Origin of the sequence: Pantoea sp. 18069 (assembly GCF_902706035.1) — a bacterium.
Classification (GTDB): Bacteria; Pseudomonadota; Gammaproteobacteria; order Burkholderiales; family Burkholderiaceae_C; genus Comamonas.
The window spans coordinates 1-20,233 of the sequence record NZ_CACSJA010000038.1 but is presented as its reverse complement, the minus strand read 5'-3'; the positions used below and the strand labels follow the sequence as shown (position 1 = coordinate 20,233).

The 20,233-nt window shown below is 65.7% G+C and carries 22 protein-coding genes; 14 read left to right on the top strand and 8 right to left on the bottom strand.

Features of this window, described 5'->3' with window-relative positions:
- Nucleotides 1–142: 142 nt before the first annotated feature.
- From GVL12_RS21765 to GVL12_RS21750, 4 genes are all read right to left on the bottom strand, one after another.
- The gene (locus GVL12_RS21765; protein WP_159917660.1) at nt 143–586 is read right to left on the bottom strand and encodes a DUF1641 domain-containing protein; all 444 of its coding nucleotides are present in this window, start codon (nt 584–586) and stop codon (nt 143–145) included.
- 35 nt (nt 587–621) lie between these two features.
- Entirely contained in the window at nt 622–1,812 is a 1,191-nt protein-coding gene (locus GVL12_RS21760; RefSeq protein ID WP_159917659.1) for an NAD(P)/FAD-dependent oxidoreductase, read from the bottom strand.
- A gap of 73 nt (nt 1,813–1,885) precedes the next feature.
- Complete coding sequence (locus tag GVL12_RS21755) at nt 1,886–2,485, bottom strand: TetR/AcrR family transcriptional regulator (RefSeq protein WP_159917658.1); 600 nt, start codon at nt 2,483–2,485, stop codon at nt 1,886–1,888.
- Between the two features lie 155 nt (nt 2,486–2,640).
- Nucleotides 2,641–3,117, bottom strand: coding sequence for a tripartite tricarboxylate transporter substrate-binding protein (locus GVL12_RS21750; protein ID WP_159917657.1), 477 nt, complete (start codon nt 3,115–3,117; stop codon nt 2,641–2,643).
- A gap of 68 nt (nt 3,118–3,185) precedes the next feature.
- On the opposite strand from GVL12_RS21750, the gene GVL12_RS21745 reads away from it, so the two are divergent.
- Nucleotides 3,186–3,395, top strand: coding sequence for a hypothetical protein (locus GVL12_RS21745; protein ID WP_159917656.1), 210 nt, complete (start codon nt 3,186–3,188; stop codon nt 3,393–3,395).
- Between the two features lie 20 nt (nt 3,396–3,415).
- Here the strand turns inward: GVL12_RS21745 and yghU are convergent, their stop codons facing one another.
- From yghU to GVL12_RS21730, 3 genes are all read right to left on the bottom strand, one after another.
- Nucleotides 3,416–4,195, bottom strand: a complete 780-nt coding sequence (yghU, locus tag GVL12_RS21740) for a glutathione-dependent disulfide-bond oxidoreductase (RefSeq protein ID WP_159917655.1) — start codon at nt 4,193–4,195, stop codon at nt 3,416–3,418.
- A 100-nt stretch (nt 4,196–4,295) separates the two neighbouring features.
- On the bottom strand, nt 4,296–5,711 hold the full coding sequence (locus GVL12_RS21735) for an FAD-binding oxidoreductase (protein WP_159917654.1): 1,416 nt from the start codon (nt 5,709–5,711) through the stop codon (nt 4,296–4,298).
- A gap of 5 nt (nt 5,712–5,716) precedes the next feature.
- Nucleotides 5,717–6,376, bottom strand: coding sequence for an aspartate/glutamate racemase family protein (locus GVL12_RS21730; protein ID WP_159917653.1), 660 nt, complete (start codon nt 6,374–6,376; stop codon nt 5,717–5,719).
- 125 nt (nt 6,377–6,501) lie between these two features.
- Between GVL12_RS21730 and GVL12_RS21725 the strand changes: the two genes are divergently transcribed.
- The 9 genes from GVL12_RS21725 to GVL12_RS21685 all read left to right on the top strand — a co-directional run bounded on the left by GVL12_RS21725 (nt 6,502) and on the right by GVL12_RS21685 (nt 14,921).
- Complete coding sequence (locus tag GVL12_RS21725; protein ID WP_159917652.1) at nt 6,502–7,419, top strand: LysR substrate-binding domain-containing protein; 918 nt, start codon at nt 6,502–6,504, stop codon at nt 7,417–7,419.
- A 181-nt stretch (nt 7,420–7,600) separates the two neighbouring features.
- Entirely contained in the window at nt 7,601–8,380 is a 780-nt protein-coding gene (locus tag GVL12_RS21720; RefSeq protein WP_159917651.1) for an SDR family oxidoreductase, read from the top strand.
- Between the two features lie 10 nt (nt 8,381–8,390).
- Nucleotides 8,391–9,866, top strand: coding sequence for a dihydropyrimidinase (gene hydA / locus GVL12_RS21715; protein ID WP_159917650.1), 1,476 nt, complete (start codon nt 8,391–8,393; stop codon nt 9,864–9,866).
- Nucleotides 9,867–9,913: 47 nt separating this feature from the next.
- Nucleotides 9,914–10,765 (top strand): transporter substrate-binding domain-containing protein, encoded by an 852-nt coding sequence (locus GVL12_RS21710; protein ID WP_159917649.1) that lies wholly within the window; start codon nt 9,914–9,916, stop codon nt 10,763–10,765.
- Nucleotides 10,766–10,770: 5 nt separating this feature from the next.
- On the top strand, nt 10,771–11,505 hold the full coding sequence (locus GVL12_RS21705) for an amino acid ABC transporter ATP-binding protein (protein ID WP_235033947.1): 735 nt from the start codon (nt 10,771–10,773) through the stop codon (nt 11,503–11,505).
- Nucleotides 11,502–12,182 carry an amino acid ABC transporter permease gene (locus GVL12_RS21700; protein ID WP_159917647.1) on the top strand — a complete coding sequence of 227 codons (681 nt, stop codon included), beginning with the start codon at nt 11,502–11,504 and terminating at the stop codon, nt 12,180–12,182. Before GVL12_RS21705 ends, GVL12_RS21700 begins: the two co-directional genes overlap by 4 nt.
- A gap of 3 nt (nt 12,183–12,185) precedes the next feature.
- A complete protein-coding gene (locus GVL12_RS21695; RefSeq protein ID WP_159917646.1) occupies nt 12,186–12,857 on the top strand; it encodes an amino acid ABC transporter permease in 672 nt (223 codons plus the stop codon).
- Nucleotides 12,858–12,903: 46 nt separating this feature from the next.
- Complete coding sequence (locus tag GVL12_RS21690; protein ID WP_159917645.1) at nt 12,904–13,845, top strand: dihydrodipicolinate synthase family protein; 942 nt, start codon at nt 12,904–12,906, stop codon at nt 13,843–13,845.
- Between the two features lie 89 nt (nt 13,846–13,934).
- The gene (locus GVL12_RS21685; protein ID WP_159917644.1) at nt 13,935–14,921 is read left to right on the top strand and encodes a tripartite tricarboxylate transporter substrate binding protein; all 987 of its coding nucleotides are present in this window, start codon (nt 13,935–13,937) and stop codon (nt 14,919–14,921) included.
- Nucleotides 14,922–14,994: 73 nt separating this feature from the next.
- Here the strand turns inward: GVL12_RS21685 and GVL12_RS21680 are convergent, their stop codons facing one another.
- The gene (locus GVL12_RS21680; RefSeq protein ID WP_159917643.1) at nt 14,995–15,894 is read right to left on the bottom strand and encodes a LysR substrate-binding domain-containing protein; all 900 of its coding nucleotides are present in this window, start codon (nt 15,892–15,894) and stop codon (nt 14,995–14,997) included.
- A gap of 114 nt (nt 15,895–16,008) precedes the next feature.
- Between GVL12_RS21680 and GVL12_RS21675 the strand changes: the two genes are divergently transcribed.
- The 4 genes from GVL12_RS21675 to GVL12_RS21660 all read left to right on the top strand — a co-directional run bounded on the left by GVL12_RS21675 (nt 16,009) and on the right by GVL12_RS21660 (nt 19,528).
- Nucleotides 16,009–16,971, top strand: coding sequence for a tripartite tricarboxylate transporter substrate binding protein (locus GVL12_RS21675; RefSeq protein WP_159917642.1), 963 nt, complete (start codon nt 16,009–16,011; stop codon nt 16,969–16,971).
- 5 nt (nt 16,972–16,976) lie between these two features.
- Nucleotides 16,977–18,410 (top strand): 3-isopropylmalate dehydratase large subunit, encoded by a 1,434-nt coding sequence (gene leuC, locus GVL12_RS21670; protein WP_159917641.1) that lies wholly within the window; start codon nt 16,977–16,979, stop codon nt 18,408–18,410.
- Nucleotides 18,407–19,066, top strand: a complete 660-nt coding sequence (gene leuD / locus GVL12_RS21665; RefSeq protein WP_159917640.1) for a 3-isopropylmalate dehydratase small subunit — start codon at nt 18,407–18,409, stop codon at nt 19,064–19,066. The genes leuC and leuD overlap by 4 nt, the downstream gene beginning before the upstream one ends.
- Before the next feature lie 201 nt (nt 19,067–19,267).
- The gene (locus GVL12_RS21660; RefSeq protein WP_159917639.1) at nt 19,268–19,528 is read left to right on the top strand and encodes a hypothetical protein; all 261 of its coding nucleotides are present in this window, start codon (nt 19,268–19,270) and stop codon (nt 19,526–19,528) included.
- The last annotated feature ends 705 nt before the right edge of the window (nt 19,529–20,233 follow it).

The following is a 20,233-nucleotide window of genomic DNA, read 5'->3' as shown; positions in this document are numbered from 1 at the left end:
TTTCTTGTGGGCCAATGAAATGAACCCCGCAGGAATTGCGGGGCAGTTCACTATAGCCTGCCGGCAGGCACCAGCGCGGCAAACACAGGCCTTGGGCCATGCCTGCATTGCCACGCGAGTGGCCGGGAGCTATCCACTGCGCCTAGTCGGCGGAGTAATCGATGGGATCGTAGGCATGTTGCCGTCCCAGGGCGCCGGCCATGGCCAGAAGAAAGGCCAGACCGCGCCTGACCTCGGGTTCGCCAGCCATGCGCACCAGACCGATCAACGAGGGTGTGTCTTGCATTTTTTCCAGCCTGGCAGTGGCCATACGGGCCGCATTGCCGGCCGACCAAGCCGCACCTACACCCTCCTCAAAGGCCCTGGACAGCTTTTCAACCATGTAGGCATCGCTCATATCGACCACGTCTGCCGCAGCCGACAGCATGTCGACCACCTTGTTCAGACGACGGCCCGCGAGCAAGGGCTCCAGCTTGGACATCAACTCCGCCAGGCCCTGCACGGCGGCCTCGTTTTGCAGCAGCCCGGCGGTCACGCCTGCGAGGGGCGGATCCTGGGACATGGAAATGTCGGTAGCGCTATTCATATCTAGTCTCCTGGAAATTGATAGGCAAGGTCGTGTCAGATCAGCGCCCGGGCGACAGCCCAGTACATGCCGCGATTGAAGCCCTTGCGCATCATTCCTGCGATCCTGTTGGGCGGCGTGGGCTTGACGTCCTGCTGGTAGTCATACCACAGAGGCATGCCGTCATCGAGGCCCATCTGGGCGATGGCGACCACGCGACCGTCGTAGGCATCGCAGGTGCGGCCGAAGCGGATCTGGGAGGCGATGTTGTTGACGACCACCGGTGACTGGCTATGGCATGAACCTCCGGCCTTGCTGACAGGCAGGTCCACGGTATCTCCAAGCACATAGACATTTTTCATGCCCAGTACCTGCATGGTCTCGTGGTCGGTGGGCAACCAGCCCTCGCCATCCTGCGCTCTGGAAACGCCACAGTCGCGCACCGCCTGCACCGCGCGTATCGGCGGGGTGGCCATGAGAATGTCGAAGTTTTCCGACGGCCCTTCCTCCGAGTACGCCACCTTGGTATCGGGGTCCACATGCGAAAGCGTGAAGCCGCGCTGGGAGCGTATGCCGCGCTGCTCGAACACCGTGGGCAGGATTTCGCAGGTATCCCTCTGCAGAAACAGGCAGTTGCGCAACAGCTGCGATACCGTGGGATAGGTGTAGACGATTTCCACCTTGTCCCGCACGCCGCGGCGGCGCAGCAGGTCGTCAAGCATCAAGGTCGTTTCTACCGGTGCGATGCCGCACTGGTGAGGAACGTTGGGCGTCTTGGGGAAAGTGACGGTGATGAAAATCCGGCCCTTCTCGATGCGAGCGAGCTTGTCGGCCAATTGGCGCGCCGGCGCATGCTGATAGAAATGGTCGCCGCCTTCGGCCAGGCCTTCGATGCGCTCGGGTGAGGGAACGCAGCCGGTGGAAATGATCAGATGATCGTAGTTGAAGCGCTTGCCGCTTTTGCAATGGACGGCGTCCAGCGCAAAGTCGAACCCCTCCACTTCCTCCACCTGGAAATCGATCTCCGGCCGCAGCAGGTCACGCTGCTTGCGCCGCAGCTCATCGCGAAAGAACGCATTGAAGGCCACATACATGAAGGCCGGCTTGTAGTAATGCCAGGGCGAGTTGGAGAGCATGGTGATGCGGACCTTGCCAGCCAGCACTTCCGGATACAGTTTGGTGACCAGATGGTTGGCGGTCATGGTCCCGCCAATACCACCGCCTATGATCAGAATGTGATGTGCCATCCCTGCTACTCCTTGAACTTCCAGTTGACAAAGGCCGGCAGGCCGAGGCTGCCAGTACGGATTTTCTTGGGTCTCAAACTGGCTTGAGCGAGCGCCAGACGCCCTCCCACAGGGAATCAAAAAACGGCTCGATCGGCGTGTCCACCAGGCCATCGAGGCGCAGGCAGATCATTCGGATTGCGCTGCCGTACATCAGGCTGGCGGCGACCATGGGCTCCATTTCGCGGATCTCGCCCTCGGTGATGCCCGCGAACACAAAGCCGCGCATGCGCACGAAGGCCGAGGCAGAGCAGATGGCTTGCTCTTCGGGCAGAAACTCCCGGTGGCGCGCATTGACGACAAAGCCCATGGCCTCGGGCTCGGCCTCGGCCAGCCCGAACAGCATGCGCAGCACCGCTTCACATCGGTCGCGGTTGCCCATGTGCCGCTCCTCGATATCGTCCAGCAGCACATTCATGCGGGCCAGCAGATGCCGATACAGCTCGCGCGCAATGCCTTCCTTGTCGCTGAAGTGGTTGTAAAAGAAGCCGATGGACACTTCGGCCTCCGAGCACAGTTCCTGGATGGAGGTGTTGAAGAAGCCGTTCTTCACGAACAGCTTGAGCGCCACGCGCAAGGTCTGAACATGGCGCGATCCCGCATGGGGGAAAAAAGTCCAGGCTTCTTTATGCATGGGAAAAAATAGAACGAATCTTCGTTCTATTTTTGCCGTTCAAGCGGCAGGAGGAAAGAAGCGTTAACCCTTGAGGTCCAAATTGGCAGCGCGGCGGCGACCGATGGCGGCCATCGCACCGTGAAAGCCCTATTGCGGCACCAGCCCCGCAGCCTTCACCAGTTCCGCATGCAGCGCGATCTCCTGGGCGGATGGTCTGCTGGAACTGCTCGGGCGTAGTGGGCGCCATGTCCATGCCTATGTCGTGCAGCTGCTTCTTCACGTCCTCGCTTTGCAGCGATGGCGTGCACCTGCCGATTGAGCTGATCAACCAAGGCGCGCGGCGTGGCAGCGGGCGCGAGCAGACCTATCCAGGTCGGCATGACCATGTTCGGCACGCCTGCTTCACGCATCGTGGGCATGTCGGCGACGAGCGCCGAGCGCTTGTCGCTCATCAGCGCCAGCGCGCTCAGCTTGCCTGACTTGAAGTAGGGCAGCGCCTCGGGCAAGGGCGCGAACAGCGGGTCGACATTGCCGCCCATCAGATCGTTGATGGCCAGCGCACCGCCTTTGTACGGCACATGGGTCATGCGCACCTGGGAGCGCGTCTCGAACATCAGCGCTGCAAGGTGCTGCGGGCTGGCGTTGTTCAAGGAGCCGCGCCGCTTCACCAAGTCCAACTCGCTGCAGCTGGTCAAGCAGTTGGCGCTGGGCGGCCAGCATGTGGTGTTCACTTCCGAACTGGACGTGGGCTGCGGGCCAGCTGGTCTTCATCCCGGTGCGCGACCGCGGCTCCGAACCCCAGGAGATCGCCGTGGCCGTGGATGCGACCAAACCGATAGGCCCCATCGTGAAACTGGTATCCGAGCGGCTGATCGCGGCGCTAGAGGGCTGCCTGGCGGCGGCGCGCGGACAGCCCGCCGCGCCGTAGCACTGCGCCAGCGCCGCGCACTATTTGAACAGCGCGCGCCCCGCCTGCACCGCCGGCCGCGCATCGATCTGATGCGCCCAGCGCAGCAGATTGGGATAGGCCTGGGCATCGAGAAACTCCGCGGCGTTGTACACGCGGCCCAGCGCGACACCTGCATACCAGGGCCAGATCGCCATGTCGGCAATCGTGTACTCGCTGCCGCAGAGGTACTCGTTGCCCTGCAGCTGGTTGTCGAGCACGCTCAGCTGGCGCTTGGTTTCCATGGTAAAGCGATCGATGGCGTACTGGATCTTCTCGGGCGCATAGACATAGAAATGCCCGAAACCGCCGCCGAGATATGGCGCGCTGCCCATCTGCCAGAACAGCCACGACAGGCACTGCACGCGCTGCGGCCCGGCGGGCAGGAAATGGCCGAACTTCTCGGCCAGATACAGCAGGATGGCGCCGGACTCGAAGATCGGCAGCGCCGGCGTTTCGCTCTGGTCCACCAGCGCGGGAATCTTCGAGTTGGGGTTGATGGCTACAAAGCCGCTGCCGAACTGTTCGCCTTGCATGATGTCGATGCGGTGCGCATCGTAGGCCGCGCCAGCGAGCCCCAAGGCCGCCAGTTCCTCCAACAGGATGGCGACCTTGACGCCATTGGGCGTCTCCATCGAGTACAGCTGCAAGGGCTTGTCGCCGCGCGCCAGCTCCTGCGTGAACTGGGCACCGGCCGTGGGCCGGTTGATGCTGCCGAAGCGGCCGCCCAGTGCGGGTGGCGGGGTCCAGACCTTGGGTGGTTCGGAGGGGTTCTGTTCCATGAAGGTTTCCTTGTAGGGGCTGCATGCCCAGCTGCGCAAAGCATAGGATAGAGCGGATATGTCCCGGGCGCAGCGTGGGGGCAGGCCCACCGGTGCCAGGTCAGATCAGCTTGCCCGGATTCATGATCTGGTTCGGGTCCAGCGACTGCTTGATGCGCATCATCAGATCGAATTCGACGTCCGACTTGTAGTGCCGCAGCTCGTCGCGGCGCAGCTGGCCCACGCCGTGCTCGGCGCTGATGGAGCCATTGGCGGCGGCGACCAGGTCATGGACGATGCGGTTGAACTGCGCCGTTGCTGCACCAAGCAGCTCGGCCGGAGTGTCCAGCGGCAGCAGGACGTTGAAGTGCAGGTTGCCGTCGCCCAGATGGCCGAAGTTGATGATGCGCACATCGGGCTGGACCGCGCGCAGTGCGGCGTCGGCCTGGTGCACGAACGCGGCAATCGCCGAGATAGGCAAAGCGATATCGTGCTTGATCGCCTTGCCCGCGCGCATCTGCGCCTGCGAGATGCCTTCGCGGATCTTCCAGAACGCCTGGGTCTGGGCGCCGCTGACGCTCAGCGCCACGTCCTGCACGCTGCCCTCTTCGAGCGCCTTTTCGAGGCTGGTTTCCAGCAGCGCGGCCAGGCCGTCGCCCTGGGTGTCGGCCAGCTCGATCAGCGCATGGAAGGCATGCTCGCCGGCCAGTGGCGCGCGCACATCGCTCACATGTTCGAGGATCAGCGCCAGCGACGGCGCCGACATCATCTCGAACGCGACGAGCCGCTCGCCGCACTGCGCGCGCAGCTGCGCCAGCAAGGCCACCAGCGCATCGATATCGCGCGCACCGGCCCAGGCGGTGGCCCGCGCCACGGGGCGCGGCGAGAGTTTCAGCACCGCGGCGGTGATCACCCCCAGCGTGCCTTCGGAGCCTATGAACAGGTCGCGCAGGTCATAGCCGGTATTGTCCTTGCGCAGCGCGCGCAGGCCGTGCCAGACGCGGCCGTCGGGCAGCACCACTTCGAGGCCCAGACACAATTCCCGCGCGTTGCCGTAGCGCAGCACGGCAACGCCGCCGGCGTTGGTCGCGAGATTGCCGCCTATGGTGCAACTGCCTTCGGAGCCCAGGCTCAGCGGAAAAAAGCGATCGACTTCCTGGGCCGCAGCCTGGATATGGGCCAGCAGCACGCCGGCCTCGCAGGTCAATGTGTTGTTCAGCGGGTCGACGGCGCGTATCGCATTCATGCGCACCGTGCTCAGCACCACCTGGGCGCCGCTGGCATCGGGCGTGGCGCCGCCGCTCATGCCGGTGTTGCCGCCCTGGGTCACGACCGGCGTATGCGTCTCGTGGCAGATGCACATCACCGCCGCGGTCTGCGCGGTGTTCGCGGGGCGCACAACAATGCTGCTGCGGCCGGACCATTTCCCTAGCCAGTCGCTTTCATAGGGCGCCTTGGCTTGGCTGCCTGCAACCAGGCCGGCGTCGCCGACAGCGGCGTGCAGGCGCCGCAGCAGTTGGGGGTGCAGATTGCTCATGGCGTTCACCAGCCCAGCTGCATGCGCCCCAGCGCCATGGAGACCGCGGCCTGCGTGGGCTCGACCACGGGCAGGCCCGTGGCCTGCTGCAGCGGCTCGCGAAACGCAGCCATGCCGGCGCAGCCCATCAGCAGCACGTTCGCGCCCTGCTCGTCGCGCAGCTTGAGGCCTGCGGCCACCATCGCCGAGAGCGTCGCGTCATGGTCGGCCAGCGCGGCCACGCCACGGCCAATGGCGACTTCCCCGGCGACGCGCTGCGTGATGCCCATCGCGCCCCAGTTGCGCCAGTGGCGCGCGATCGAGCCCTGCAAAATGGCGATCACGCCAAAGCGCTGGCCCAGCGTCATTGCCGTGAGCGCGCCGCATTCGCTGATGCCCAGCGACAGCACGCCATTCATCTCGCGCAGCATGTGCAGGCCCGGGTCGCTGAAGCAGGCGGTGACAAAGCCGGCAGCACGGTCTTGATGTTCCTGCGCAAAGCGATAGACCGACAGCGCGGCGCGGTCCACATCCTGCTGGGTCTGCACGCCCGGCGGGCCATCGGCCAGCGTGACGCATTGAATGCGCGGGCCGCCCGCGCGGCGCAGCGGCGCCATCGCGGTATCGATGCCGGCGGTGACGGCCTGGCTGCTGTTGGGATTGATGACGTAAAGCGTGTCGCGCATGGGCTGCCTTCTGGAACCGTGGAGAAACCTTCCGAGGATTCGCAGTGTAGAAGCGACCAGCCACTTGGACACTTGCCAATTCATGCGCCATCATTAACACCTTGTTATTCACTTGCGCATCCACCATGGCATTCAATCTCCGCCAGATCGAAGTTTTTCGCGCCGTCATGATCACCGGCTCTATACGTGGCGCGGCGCAGTTGCTGTTCGTGTCGCAGCCCGCCGTGAGCCGCCTGCTGTCGCACACCGAGGCGCGCGTGGGCTTTGCGCTGTTCGAGCGCATACGCGGGCGGCTGTTTGCCACGCCCGAGGCCAAGAAGCTGTTCCACGAAGTCGAGCTGGTCTATGCGGGCGTCAAGCGCGTGAACGAACTGGCGCGCGAACTCAGCGAACACCAGGAAGGCATACTCAACCTCGTGGCCAGCCCCAGCGTGGGCCAGGCGCTGATCCCTATGGCCATGGCCGAGTTCCGCCACAGCAACCCGCAGGTCAAGCTGACCTTCCAGTACCTGGGCCATGCGCCACTGACCGAGCGCCTGCTCCACCGCCAGGCCGACCTGGCGCTGACCATTCTCCCCGTCAACCACCCGAACCTCGAGATGGAAGAACTGGGCAGCGGCCGCCTGGTCTGCATCTGCCCCTACAACCATCCGCTGGCGCGGCGCGCCACGCTCACGGTGGCCGACCTGCTGCCGTTTCCGCTGATCTCGTACGACCGTGAATCGCCGTTTGGCGCCATGGTGCATGCGCTCTTCGCCGCCGGCGGCGAGACCGCGCGCGCCGCGATCGAAGCCGGCTCGCCGCAGAACGCCTGCGCGCTGGTGCAGGCCGGCGCGGGCATTGCGCTGGTCGACGAATTCTCGGCCAACAGCTGGACCGCGAGCAAGTTCGTGGTGCGGCCGGTGCTCAATGCGCCGGTGCTCAAGGCCACGCTGGTGCGGCTGCGCACCGAGCCCATGTCGCAGCCGGCGCAGGCGTTCGTCGAGGTGCTGCAGCGCGTGATGGAGCGCGAAGGCTTCAGCATCTCCGCCGAAGATCATTAACACGATGTTAATGATGACGGTCAAAGTGTCACGCGACATGCATGGGGTCGCTCGGAATAATGGATGCAACTTCAACGCATCCAAGGCCGCTCCCCATGCTTTGTTCCAGCCTTCACAGCGCGCGTTCCGCGCCGCGCTTTTCCCCCACTGAATCGACAACCCGCCATCGCGAGGTGGCGGCATGAAGCTAGGACTCGAAGGCCGCCACGCGCTGGTCTGCGCTTCCAGCCGGGGCCTGGGCCGGGCCTGCGCCGAATCGCTGGCCGCCGAAGGCGTGAACTTGACGCTGCTGGCGCGCGGCCGTGACACCCTGGAAGAGACCGCCGAGCATATCCGCCGCACCTACGGCGTGCTGGTGCATGCGGTGGTCGCCGACATCACCACGCCGGCCGGGCGCGCCGCCGCGCTGGCCGCCCACCCTGCGCCCGACATCCTGGTGAACAACGCGGGCGGTCCCAAGCCCGGCCATTTCCAGGACTGGGACCGCGACACCTGGATTGCCGCGCTGGACGCCAACATGCTCGCGCCCATAGAGATGATCCGCGCCACGCTGGACGGCATGGTCGCGCGGCGCTTTGGCCGCATCGTCAACATCACCTCGTCGGCCGTGAAGGCGCCCATCGACATCCTGGGCCTGTCCAACGGCGCACGCTCGGGACTCACCGGCTTTGTCGCCGGCATTGCGCGCAAGAACGTGGCGCACAACGTGACCATCAACAACCTGCTGCCCGGCCCGTTCGAGACCGACCGCCTGCTCGAGACCGCGCGCCAGTGGGCCAAGGACAACGGCCAGCCCGAAGCCGAAGTGCTCGCGCGCCGGCGCGCCGCCAACCCGGCCGGGCGCTTCGGTCAGCCGCAGGAGTTCGGCGATGCCTGCGCCTTCCTGTGCAGCGCCCAGGCCGGTTTCATCACGGCCCAGAACTTGCTGCTGGACGGCGGTTCCTACCCCGGCACTTTCTAGTCTGCACGCCATGACCCCAGCTTCTTTCGACCTCACGATTCGCAACGGCCGCATCAGCAATGCCGACCGCACCTTCCATGCCGACATCGGTGTGCGCGATGGTGTGATCGCGGCGATCGCGCCCCATCTGCCGCCTGGCGCCCAGGACGTGGACGCCGCCGGCCGCTGGGTGCTGCCCGGCGGCATCGACAGCCACTGCCATATCGAGCAGCTCTCGGGCATGGGCGTGATGTGCGCCGACGATTTCTATTCGGGCACCGTCTCGGCGGCGTTTGGCGGCACGACCACCATCCTGTCGTTCGCGGCCCAGCACCGCAACGATTCCATTCCCGAAGTGGTGCAGGCCTACGGCAAATTAGCGCGCGAGAAGGCGGTGATCGACTACGGCTTTCACCTGATCCTCACCAACCCCGACGAGACCGCGCTGCGCGAGCATCTGCCCCAGGTGATACAGGGCGGCATCACCTCGCTCAAGGTCTACATGACCTACGACAAGCTCAAGCTCGACGACTACCAGTTGCTCGAAGTGATGGCCGTGGCCGGCGAGGAAGGCGCGCTGATCATGATGCACGCCGAGAACCACGACATGATCCGCTGGATCGCCCACCGCCTGCTCGAACGCGGCCATGTCGCGCCCAGGTTCCATGCGGTGGCGCACGACGCGCTCGCCGAGTCCGAGGCCACGCACCGCGCGATTGCGCTGGCGCGCCTGGCCGATGTGCCGGTGCTGATCGTGCATGTGGCCGGCCGCGAAACCGTGGAAGTGATCCGCAACGCGCGCCGGCTCGGCGCCGCAGTCTATGCCGAGAGCTGCCCGCAGTACCTGTTTCTCGAAGCCGACGACGCCGACCTGCCCGGCATGGAAGGCGCCAAGTTCTGCTGCAGCCCGCCGCCGCGCGACGCCGATTCGCAGCAAGCCGTGTGGGATGGCCTCAAGGACGGCACGCTGGGCGTGTACTCGTCGGACCACGCGCCCTACCGCTTCGACGCCTCGGGCAAGCTGCCCAAGGGCGACGCCACCACATTCAAGGAAATGGCCAACGGCGTGCCGGGCATAGAGCTGCGCCTGCCGCTGCTGTTTTCCGAAGGCGTGATGAAGGGCCGCATCAGCATAGAGGAATTCGTCGCGCTCACCGCGACCAACCATGCGCGCATGTACGGCCTGGCGCCGCGCAAGGGCGCGATCGCCGTGGGCGCCGATGCCGACATCGTGCTGTGGAACCCCGAGCGCAGCGTCGAAGTGCGCAGCGCGATGCTGCACGACAACGTGGGCTACACGCCCTACGAAGGCCGCGTGCTGCAGGGCTGGCCCGAGATGGTGTTCAGCCGCGGCCGATGCGTGGTGCGTGACAACGCCTTGCAGGTGGAGCGCGGCACGGGCGAATACATCGCGCGCGGCCGGCCCGATCCGCTGGCCAGCCGGCCCGCGCCGTCGCTCGAGCGCGGGCGCTTCAGCGAACTCGTCGGGCTCAAGCGCCGCGACTGAATCTTCACTCCCCTTCTTCCTTCTTCGATCTCTCCAGGAGCAGCACCATGCCGTCCATTTCCCATCTTTCGGGCCTTCGCGCCATTCCCGCCGCGCTGCTGTGCCTTGCCGCGGGCGCCGCGCTGGCGCAGGCGCCTTTGCGCAGCGCGGTCGACGCCACGTTCGCACCCCATGCCATGGCCAAGCTCGGCGGCGGCGTGCAAGGCTTCAATGTCGATCTCGGCGAGGAACTCGCCAAGCGCCTGGGCCGCAAGGTTGAAATCGAAGGCGCCGAGTTCTCGGGCCTGGTGCCCGGCCTCAACAGCCGCCGCTATGACTTCCTGGTCGCGCCGGTCACCGTGACGCCCGAGCGTGCCAGGTCGCTGCTGTTCACCGAAGGCTATCTGGACACCGACTACACCTTCCTGGGCACCAAGGCGGCACCGGCCATCACCAAGCTCGAAGACCTCAAGGGCAAGACCATTGCCGTCAACAAGGGATCGAACTACGAAGGCTGGGCGCGCGACAACGCCGCCAGGTACGAATTCAAGTTCGACGTCTATGGCGCCAATGCCGATGCGGTGCAGGCCGTGCAATCGGGCCGCGCCGACTACAACCTGGCCGGCACCACCGTCGTCGCCTGGGCCGCCAAGCAGAACCCGAATCTCAAGACCAGCTACACCATCAAGACCGGCCTGGTCTGGGCGCTGCCGTTTCGCGCCGACGACAAGGCCGGGCGCGACGCCGCCTCCAACGCGCTCAAGTGCATGAAGCAGGACGGCACCGTCGCCAAGCTGGCCGTCAAGTGGTTCGGCTTCCAGCCCGGCGCCGACGATGCCGCGGTGAAGATCGCCCCCGGCACCGGCGTGCCCGGCACCGAAGGCTACGACCCGACTCCCGTCACGCCGAAGTGTGCCTGATGCCGATTCTTGAAATCTCCGGACTGCACAAGTCCTACGGCGACAACGCGGTGCTGCGCGGGGTCGACCTGCAGGTCAACGCCGGCGAGCTGGTCTGCGTGATCGGGCCTTCGGGCTCGGGCAAGAGCACCATGCTGCGCTGCTGCAACCTGCTGGAAACGCCCACCGGCGGCACCATCGTGGCCAACGGCCATGAAGTGACATCGACCACGGTCGACATCAACCGCCTGCGCCAGGACGTGGGCATGGTGTTCCAGCAGTTCAATCTGTACCCCCACCTCAACGCGCTCGACAACGTCGCGCTCGCGCTGCGCAATGTGCAGCGCCGCCCCAAGGCCGAGGCCCATGCGCTGGCGCGCGAAGCGCTGGAACAGGTCGGCCTGGGCGCCAAGGCGCTGTCGTTTCCCGGCGAGCTCTCGGGCGGCCAGCAGCAGCGCGTAGGCATCGCCCGCGCCGTGGCGCTCAAGCCCAGGGTGATTCTGTTTGACGAACCCACGAGCGCGCTCGACCCCGAGCTCGTCGAAGACGTTCTCAACGTGATGCGCGACCTGCGCGTGCGCGGCATGACCATGCTGGTGGTCACGCACGAAATGGCCTTCGCGCACGCCGCGGCCGACCGCGTGGTCTTCATGGACGGCGGCGTGGTGGTGGAGCAAGGCACGGCCGCCGAGATGTTCGAGCACCCGCGCGAACCGCGCACGCGGAGCTTTCTGGCGCGCTACGGGAGCCGACTCACATGACGGGCGCAGACAGCGGCTTCCTGTTCACCTTCTTCAACCCGGAGGTGGCAAGGCAGTACTGGCCGGTCATTGCCTCGGGTGCGCTGGTCACCGTGGGCGTGGGCCTGGCCGTGGTGGTGACCTGCACGCTGCTGGGCCTGCTGCTGGCCATCGTGCGCGCGCTCGGCCACCGGGCGCTCGCGCTGCCCATCATTGCGTTTGCCGACATCATGCGTTCGCTGCCGCCGCTGGTGGTGCTGATCGTGCTGTATTTCGGGCTGCCCGCGCTGGGCCTGCCGCTGTCGGCCTTTGCCGTGACCTGGCTGTCGCTGTCGCTGGTGCTCGCCGCCTATGCCGAGGAAAGCATCTGGGCCGGCATCTCGGCGGTGCCGGGCGGCCAGCTTGAAGCCGCGCGCTCCACGGGCATGCGCTGGTGGCAGGCGATGCGTGCGGTCGTGCTGCCCCAGGCGCTGCGCCGCGCGCTGCCGCCGCTCACAAACCGCGTGATCTCCATCACCAAGAACACCGCGCTGGGCTCGGTGGTGGCGCTCAACGAAATCCTCAACAACGCCCAGGGGGCAAGCAGCCATTCCGGCAACCCCACGCCGCTGATGATGGCCGCGTTTGCCTACCTGATCGTCTTCTTGCCGCTGGTCGTTTTCTCGCGCTGGCTCGAACAACACTGGCAGCAGAGGTAGACCGTGGACAGCCTGATTCAAAACTTCTTCAACCTTGAAGTCTATGCCGCGGTGTTCCCGCACCTGCTGAACGGCCTGTGGACGACGGTGTGGCTGTCGGCGCTGGTGATTCCGCTGGGCGCGGCGGCAGGATTGCTGCTCGCGCTGGGCCTCACGCAGTCCAGCCGCCGCTGGCTGCGCTGGACCCTCATTGCCTATATCGACTTCTTCCGCGCGTTTCCGCCGCTGGTGCTGCTGATCCTTGTCTACTTCGGCGGCCCGTTCCTGGGCCTGGAGCTGGGCAAGGTCGCCGCCGTGGCGCTGGCCTTTGTGCTGAACAACGCGAGCTACTACGCCGAAGTGTTCCGCGCCGGGCTCGAAGGCGTTGCCAAGGGCCAGATGGAAGCCGCGCGCTCGACCGGCCTCACACGCATGCAGGCCCTGCGCCATGTGCTTGTTCCGCAGGCCGCGAGAAACGTGCTGCCCGACCTGGTCGGCAACAGCATAGAGATCGTCAAGCTCACCAGCATTGCCAGCGTTGTCGCCATGCCCGAGTTGCTGCGCGCCGCGCGCGATGCGCAGTCGCTGGTCTACAACCCCTCGCCCGTGATGCTCGCGGCCCTGATGTACCTCGCCCTGCTCTGGCCGCTGACCCGCTGGCTGGGCCGGCTCGAGCACCGGCGTGCGCGCCGCTGAGCCGCAGCGCAGTTCCCCTTATAGAACCTCTCTCCAAAGGAAACCGATGACTCCCGAAAAGATCAGCGAGACGACCCAGGGCGTCTACATCATCGCCGCCACGCCGTTCACCGACAGCGGCGAGCTCGACCTCGAAAGCACCGACAGCCTGACCGACTTCTACCTCGACAAGGGCGTCACCGGCTTCACCATCCTGGGCATGATGGGCGAGGCGCCCAAGCTCACCGAAGAAGAGACGCTCACGGTGATGGAGCGCGTGCTCAAGCGCATCGATGGGCGCGCGCCGGTGGTGGTGGGCGTGAGCCATGCCTCGAACCGGCATGTGGAGCGCTTGTCGAAAACCGCCATGGACCAGGGCGCGGCCGGCGTGATGCTCGCGCCCGCCGCCAATCTCAAGACCGACGAGCAGGTCTACAACTACTTCGCCACCATGGCCAGGCTGCTGGGCCCCGACATTCCGATCTGCCTGCAGGACTTCCCGCAGGTCACGGGCGTGCACATGTCGGTGGCCGTGATCCTCCAGCTCATCGACGACTTCCCGCAGATCGTGATGCTCAAACACGAGGACTTCCCCGGCATGCGCAAGCTCAGCGAAGTGCGCGCGCAAAGCGCTGCGGCCGGCCGCCGGCGCATCAGCGTGCTGGTCGGCAACGGCGGCCTGTTCCTGCCCCAGGAAATGCTGCGCGGCGCCGACGGCGCCATGACCGGCTTTGCCTACCCCGAGATGCTGGTCCAGGCCTGCGCGCTGTTTGACCAGGGCCGGGCCGAGGAAGCCGAAGACCTGTTCAACCTCTACCTGCCGCTGCTGCGCCACGAATTCCAGTACGGCCTGGGCCTGGCCCTGCGCAAGGAAACCCTCAAGCGCCGCGGCGCCATCCGCTCGGCCTATGTGCGCCGCCCCGGCCCGGTGCTGGGCGCCATCGACATGGCCGAGCTGGGCCGGCTCATCGAGCGCCAGGAAAAAGCACTGCGCGAACGCGGCCTCTGAACTGCGCGGGCGCTTCAACCGCGCCCGCTGCGCGCCCTTTTCTTTCAACCCCGACCAGCGCCTGCCGGCTGGCGACTCCAGGAGCGAACATGCAACGACGACACTTTCTGCAGGCTTCCAGCGCTGCCACCATCGCCACCACCTTGCCGGCTCGCGCCCAGGCTTACCCCGCCAGAACCATACGCATGGTCGTGCCTTTCCCGCCGGGCGGTCCCGTCGACAGCTTTGCCCGCTTCTACGCCGAAGCCCTGGGCAAGCAACTGGGCCAGACCGTGGTCGTGGAAAACAAGGGCGGCGCCTCGGGCGCGCTGGGCAGCCTCGATGTCAAGAACAGCACCGCCGACGGCTACTCCCTGCTGTTTGCCACCGCCTCGACCCACGCCCTCTACAACCTCACCGAGGCCAGGCCGCGCTACAGCGCCGCCGACGACTTCGACTACATAGCCGTGCTCGGCGGCGCCCCGGTCGCCTTCGCCGTGGCGCCGTCCATGCCCAAGACGCTCAAGACGCTGGTGATCGCCGCCAGGCACAACCCCGGCAAATACAACTACGGCTCGCCCGGCACAGGTACGTTGATGCATGTCTCCGTCGAGCGCTTCAAGCAGTTGACGGGCGCGCCGATGATGCACATTCCCTACAAGGGCACAAGCCCCGCGATGCAGGACCTGATGGGCGGCGCGATTGAAATGGCCGTAGGCACACTGGGCGTGATGCTGCCATTCCACCGCAGCGGGCGCATGCATATCGTGGGCGTCGCCACCGCCCAGCGGCTGGCCCTGGCCCCCGACATCCCCACCATCGCCGAATCCGCGGACCTGGCCGCGCCATTCGACGCCATGCTATGGAACGTGGTCGCCGTGCCGCGCGGCACGCCGCCCGCAGTGAAGAAGGCGCTGGCCGATGCGACCAAGGCCATCATGAGCACGCCGGCCATGGCGGCTACGCTTGCTGAGCAGGGGATTTTTGCCGATCTGCATATTGGGGATGCGGCGGCGTCGGCCTATGTAAAGGCGGAGGCCGCCAAATGGAAGCCGGTGGTGGCCCAGCTTGGAGGCGCGGGGGCTATCGGGCAATGAGACTGCGGGAGGTTTTCAGCCCCCGCGGGATGACGAGAAGAGCGCTTCATTCATGACATGTGGTGCAGCAAAGTTATGGACATGTTCCGCACTGCGGCGCCGTGACCAGCCAGTTCGCCAGGCGTGCGAGCTGCCGGTTCTGTCTGGTGCGCCGGGGCATTACCAGGTAGTAGGTTCGCCGCCCCATGTCCAGCTTGGTCGCGAACGGGATGACGAGGCCGCCGTCTGCAAGGTCTTGCGCGATCAGGTCACTCTGCGCCATGGCCAGGCCTAGCCCATGCCGGCAGGCCTGGTAGGCGAGCATCGAACTCTCGTAGCCGAGTCTGCGGGTCTGCAGGGCCAGCGGGGCGGGCACTCCGCTGTAGGCCAGCCAGGCCGACCAGTCCTCCGGCCGTGTGAGCGAGTACAGGAGTGTTTTTCCGGGGATATCCGCAATCGAATCGAAGGGGCCTTGTGCTGCGAGGTAGGCGGGGCTGCAGACCGGCGCGATCTGGTTGCTCACCAGAGGCGTTGCACTGCATCCCGGCCATTGGCCGTCGCCGAACAATACCGCCGCATCCAGGCTGTGCCAGTCCGGCTGGTCGGTCACGGAGCGAATCTGTACTTCGATCTCGGGCTCTGCGGCATGGAAGGGCTGCATGCGGGGAATGAGCCAGCGTGCGGCGAAGGTCGGCGGCGAGCCCAGGCGCAGCGTCAGCGGCGGCCGGATGGTCGAGATGTTCTGCGTGGCTTCCCGCAGCAGGCCGAAAAGGTGTGTCAGTTCGGCGGCGTAGAGCCGGCCGGCATCGGTCAGTGCGATGCTGCGATGCCCGCGCTCGAAAAGGGAGACTCCCAGCAAGGCTTCTAGACCCCGGACTTGGCGGCTGATGGCGCCTGGCGTCACATGAAGCTCGGCCGCCGCGCGGCTGATGCTCGCCAGCCGAGCGGCCGCTTCGAACGCGCGGATGGCATGCAAAGGGGGAAGTTTGTCCATGACGGCAGATTAGCGTAGTTTGACTTCAGCTCAATCGAGCTGTCCTTTTAAATCGTTTGATGAAGGGCTCGGTTGGTGAGAGCATGGCCGTTCAACAATGACTAAAGAGACAACATGCGCCTACTTCTTCAAGCTCTCTGCGTGGTGGTCCTCGGCAGCACCGGTGCCGCCCAGGCGCAGGATTTCCCTGCGCGCCCCATCACCATCGTGGTCCCGGTACCCCCTGGCGGCATCGTCGACATGGCGGCACGGCTGGCCAGCGAGCCGCTGACCCGGGCGCTTGGCCAGCCGGTGGTCATCGACAACCGTGCGGGCGCCAGCGGCAACATCGCCTACGGCATGGTGGCCGCCGCCAAGCCGGACGGCTACACGCTGCTGGCGTCCTATTCGATGTACCACGTGGGCAACCCGTCCATGTTCTCCGGCCTGCGCTGGTCCGCTGCTTCATTCAAGCCGATCGGCATGGTCGCGGTCTCCCCCAGCGTGGTGGTCGTGCATCCGGACCTGCCGGTGCACAACCTCAAGGAACTGGCCGCCTATGCCAAGGCGCATCCCGGCAAGGTCAACTACGCCTCCCAGGGAAGTGGTTCGGTGCCGCATATCGGCACCGAACTCTTCAAGCAGATGGCCGGCGTCGATATGGTTCACGTGCCATACAAGGGGTCCGGGCCGGCCATACAGGACGTTCTGTCCGGACGTGTGCAACTCTTCGTCGCTACGCCACCTTCGGTTCTTGGCCACATCAAGGCGGGCAAGCTGCGTGCCATTGCGGTGGCCAGCGACGCGCGGGTGCCCTTGTTGCCCGATGTCAGCACTTCGGCGGAGCAGGGCTTTGCCGACTTCCGGCTCGATGCCTGGGTGGCGCTGTTCGCGCCCGCGGGTACGCCCGACGCCGTCGTCGCCAGGCTTTCGACGGCACTTGCCACAAACCTGAATACGCCCGAGGTGCGTGAACGGGCTGCCCAGGCGGGCGTGGTGGCGCGCAGCATGACATCGGCAGAACTGGGCTCGGAGGTCGCAGCCGACACGGCCTACTGGTCGGCGGTCATCCGCAAGGCCGACATCAAGGTCGATTGAGCCGCATGCAAGCCACGACTCTGTTCGAGAAGCTCTGGTCGTCCCACGTGGTCGAGCACAGGCCCAGTGGGGAAGACCTGCTTTATATCGACCGTCATCTCGTCTACGAGGTGACCAGCCCGCAGGCCTTCGAGGGCCTTCGGCTGGCGGGGCGCAGCGCCTGGAAGCCGGGGAGCGTGCTGGCCACTGTCGATCACAATGTCTCGACCTTGCCGGCCGGCCGCGATATGTCCGCCGGCATCGCCGATCCGATGGCCAAGGTGCAGATCGAGCAACTCGACACGAACTGCCGTGAGTTCGGAATCGCCCAATTCGGCCTGCGCGACCGGCGGCAGGGAATCATCCACGTGGTGGGGCCGGAGCAAGGCGCCACGCTGCCGGGCATGACTGTCGTGGCGGGCGACTCGCATACCTCGACCCACGGCGCCTTCGCGGCGCTGGCCTTCGGCGTGGGAACGTCGGAGGTGGAACACGTGCTGGCGACGCAATGCCTGGTGATGTCCAAGCCGCGCGCGATGCAGGTGCGCTGCGAGGGGCGCATGCCCGAGGGCACCGGCGCGAAGGATCTGATCTTGCACATCATCTCGGTCATCGGCACCGCTGGTGCCACGGGCCACGCGATCGAATTCACGGGAAGCGCGATCCGGTCGATGTCCATGGAAGCACGCATGACCCTGTGCAACATGGCGATTGAAGCCGGCGCACGGGTCGGCATGGTGGCCGTGGACGAGACAACGATCGGCTATCTTGCCGGTCGCCCGTCGGCTCCGGGCGGCGCGCAATGGGACGCAGCGGTCGCAGTGTGGCGCACGCTCGTGAGCGATCCGGGCGCGGTCTTCGACCGCACGCTGGAGGTCGACGCCGCTACACTGGCGCCGATGGTGAGCTGGGGCACCTCCCCCGACATGGTGCTGCCGGTCGACGGATATGTTCCTGGGCCGGCACCGGGGCAGACCAAGGCGGCGCAGGAAGCGACGATGCGGGCACTGGCCTATATGGGCCTGGAGCCCGGAACCGCCATCAAGGACATCCGTCCGGACAAGGTCTTCATCGGGTCCTGCACCAACGCGCGCATCGAAGACCTGCGCACCGCAGCGCGCTTTGTGGCGGGGCGGCGCGTGGCGAAGTCGGTCCGTGAGGCACTTGTGGTGCCGGGCTCGGGCCTGGTCAAGGCCCAGGCGGAGGCCGAAGGACTCGATCGTGTGTTCATCAAGGCCGGTTTTGAATGGCGCGAGCCCGGCTGCTCGATGTGCCTGGGCATGAACGAAGACCGCCTCGAGCCTGGCGAGCGCTGTGCATCCACAAGCAATCGCAACTTCGAAGGCCGACAGGGCGCGGGCGGGCGCACCCATCTGGTCAGCCCGGCGATGGCCGCTGCCGCCGCCATTGCCGGACATTTCGTCGACATCCGCCAGGTCAATCCGGAGGCATTGCCATGACGCCGCAGGTTCTGGACTGCGTCGATGCACTTGTGCTGCCGATCGATCGGCCGAACGTCGATACCGATGCCATCATCCCCAAGCAATTCATGAAGTCGATTCGCCGCACGGGTTTCGGCGACAACCTCTTCGACGAATGGCGCTACCTGGATAGGGGCGAGCCCGGACAGCCGGTCGCCACCCGCACGCCGAATCCGCAATCGGTGCTCAACCAACCGCGCTATGCGGGCGCCGGGATTCTTCTCGCGCGCGAGAATTTCGGTTGCGGCTCCAGCCGGGAGCATGCGCCCTGGGCCTTGCGCGACTTCGGCATACGCGCGCTCATCGCGCCGAGCTTCGCCGACATCTTTCGCGGCAACTGCCTGAAGAACAACATCCTGCCCGTCACGCTGAGCCCCGAAGAAGTCGACCGTCTTTTCCAGGAGACGGCCGCCATGCCCGGCTACCGGCTGAGGATCGATGTCGCGGACCAGACGGTCAGAACGCCGGCAGGTCGGGTCATCAGCTTCGATATCGAGGCGCAGGCCAAGCAGCGCCTGCTCCTCGGGCTCGATGACATCGCCATCACCTTGCGCAGCACGGAAAACATCCAGGCCTTCGAGGCACGGCGCGCAAGCATCGCTCCCTGGCTTTGTGCCGACCTGAGCCTGTCTTGAGTCCGTTTGTGCGGGTCGCCGCGCAGGCTTCCAAGGCGACCAGCTGAAGTCCCTGGCCTTCGCTGCAGCGCCGCCTTTCCCGAAAGGATCGCGGGTCAGTGCACGACAGCGGTGACTCGAGCCACGCCAGCGAACCTGGTGCGCCGCACGGCACTGGCCCGCTGCCCACGAGACCCGGGCTGCACGGCGGATATCGCGGCCGTGGGTCGCTTCTGGAGCGATAGGCACAGCGAGCGCTGGCTGCGCGGATTGGAACTCGAGCGCGCGCACGACATTGTTTGTTTCGACACCGATCCCTTGAAGATCCACTACGGCTGGTGCCTATGGCAAATTGGCAACGGCTCGCGCGAGGAGTGGCTGGCGAACGTCGCTTCCAGCCGTGAACATGTTGCGCAACGTCGGCTGGGCTTCGCGGATAGGATTGCTTTTCTGGAGCCCCCTGAACGAACAGAAAGCCAATGACGGCACGCGCAGGCGTGGCAACTTTGAAACCCATTTGCAGCTATATGCGCCACTGCGGCGCTGGTATCTGCTGCTCGAAAGCTTGGCGCCAGGGCGGGTGGTGTTCAGACCCGGCTCCACTGTCGTTGAGGACAGATCGTTATTGCCTTGCGTTGTTTGACGCGTTCGTTGATGCGGCAGACAAGGTGGGCAGGCGAGCTCATCATGAACGGAATCAGGTTCCCGTTCGCCTCGGGTAAGTTAAGCGGGACAAGGTCTCGCCAGGCGTTATCAAGAAACAGCGTGGCGTGAAGGCAGGCCGTTCATGGTGCGACGGGCGCGCCGGGCGGGGCTCACCACGAACGGGTACAGGCCCTGGTTTCGCCAGTAACCCAGCCTCAGGCTTATTGAGCCGCAGCATCCGTCACCGAAGACGCGTTCGGCACCGGCGCCACCCCATTGGCGAGTTCTCGGGCTGTTGCATCGCGGCGGGCGTGGGGCGGCAGGCCGTGCGCAGGGCACGGGCAGCGGGCACGGCGCAGACGGAATTCCATGGGCCCATGAACACACGCCTTGGGTCGCGAGCTTGAGTCTGATGGCCTGAACGGGAAGCGCCTGCCGGTCAAGGCGTGGCTTACTTTCGGCCATGGCATGGGCATTAGGATGTTAATGAGAACTATTCTCTAAAATACCCTCTCGCCAATGCCTGCCGGCACCCAACCCGCC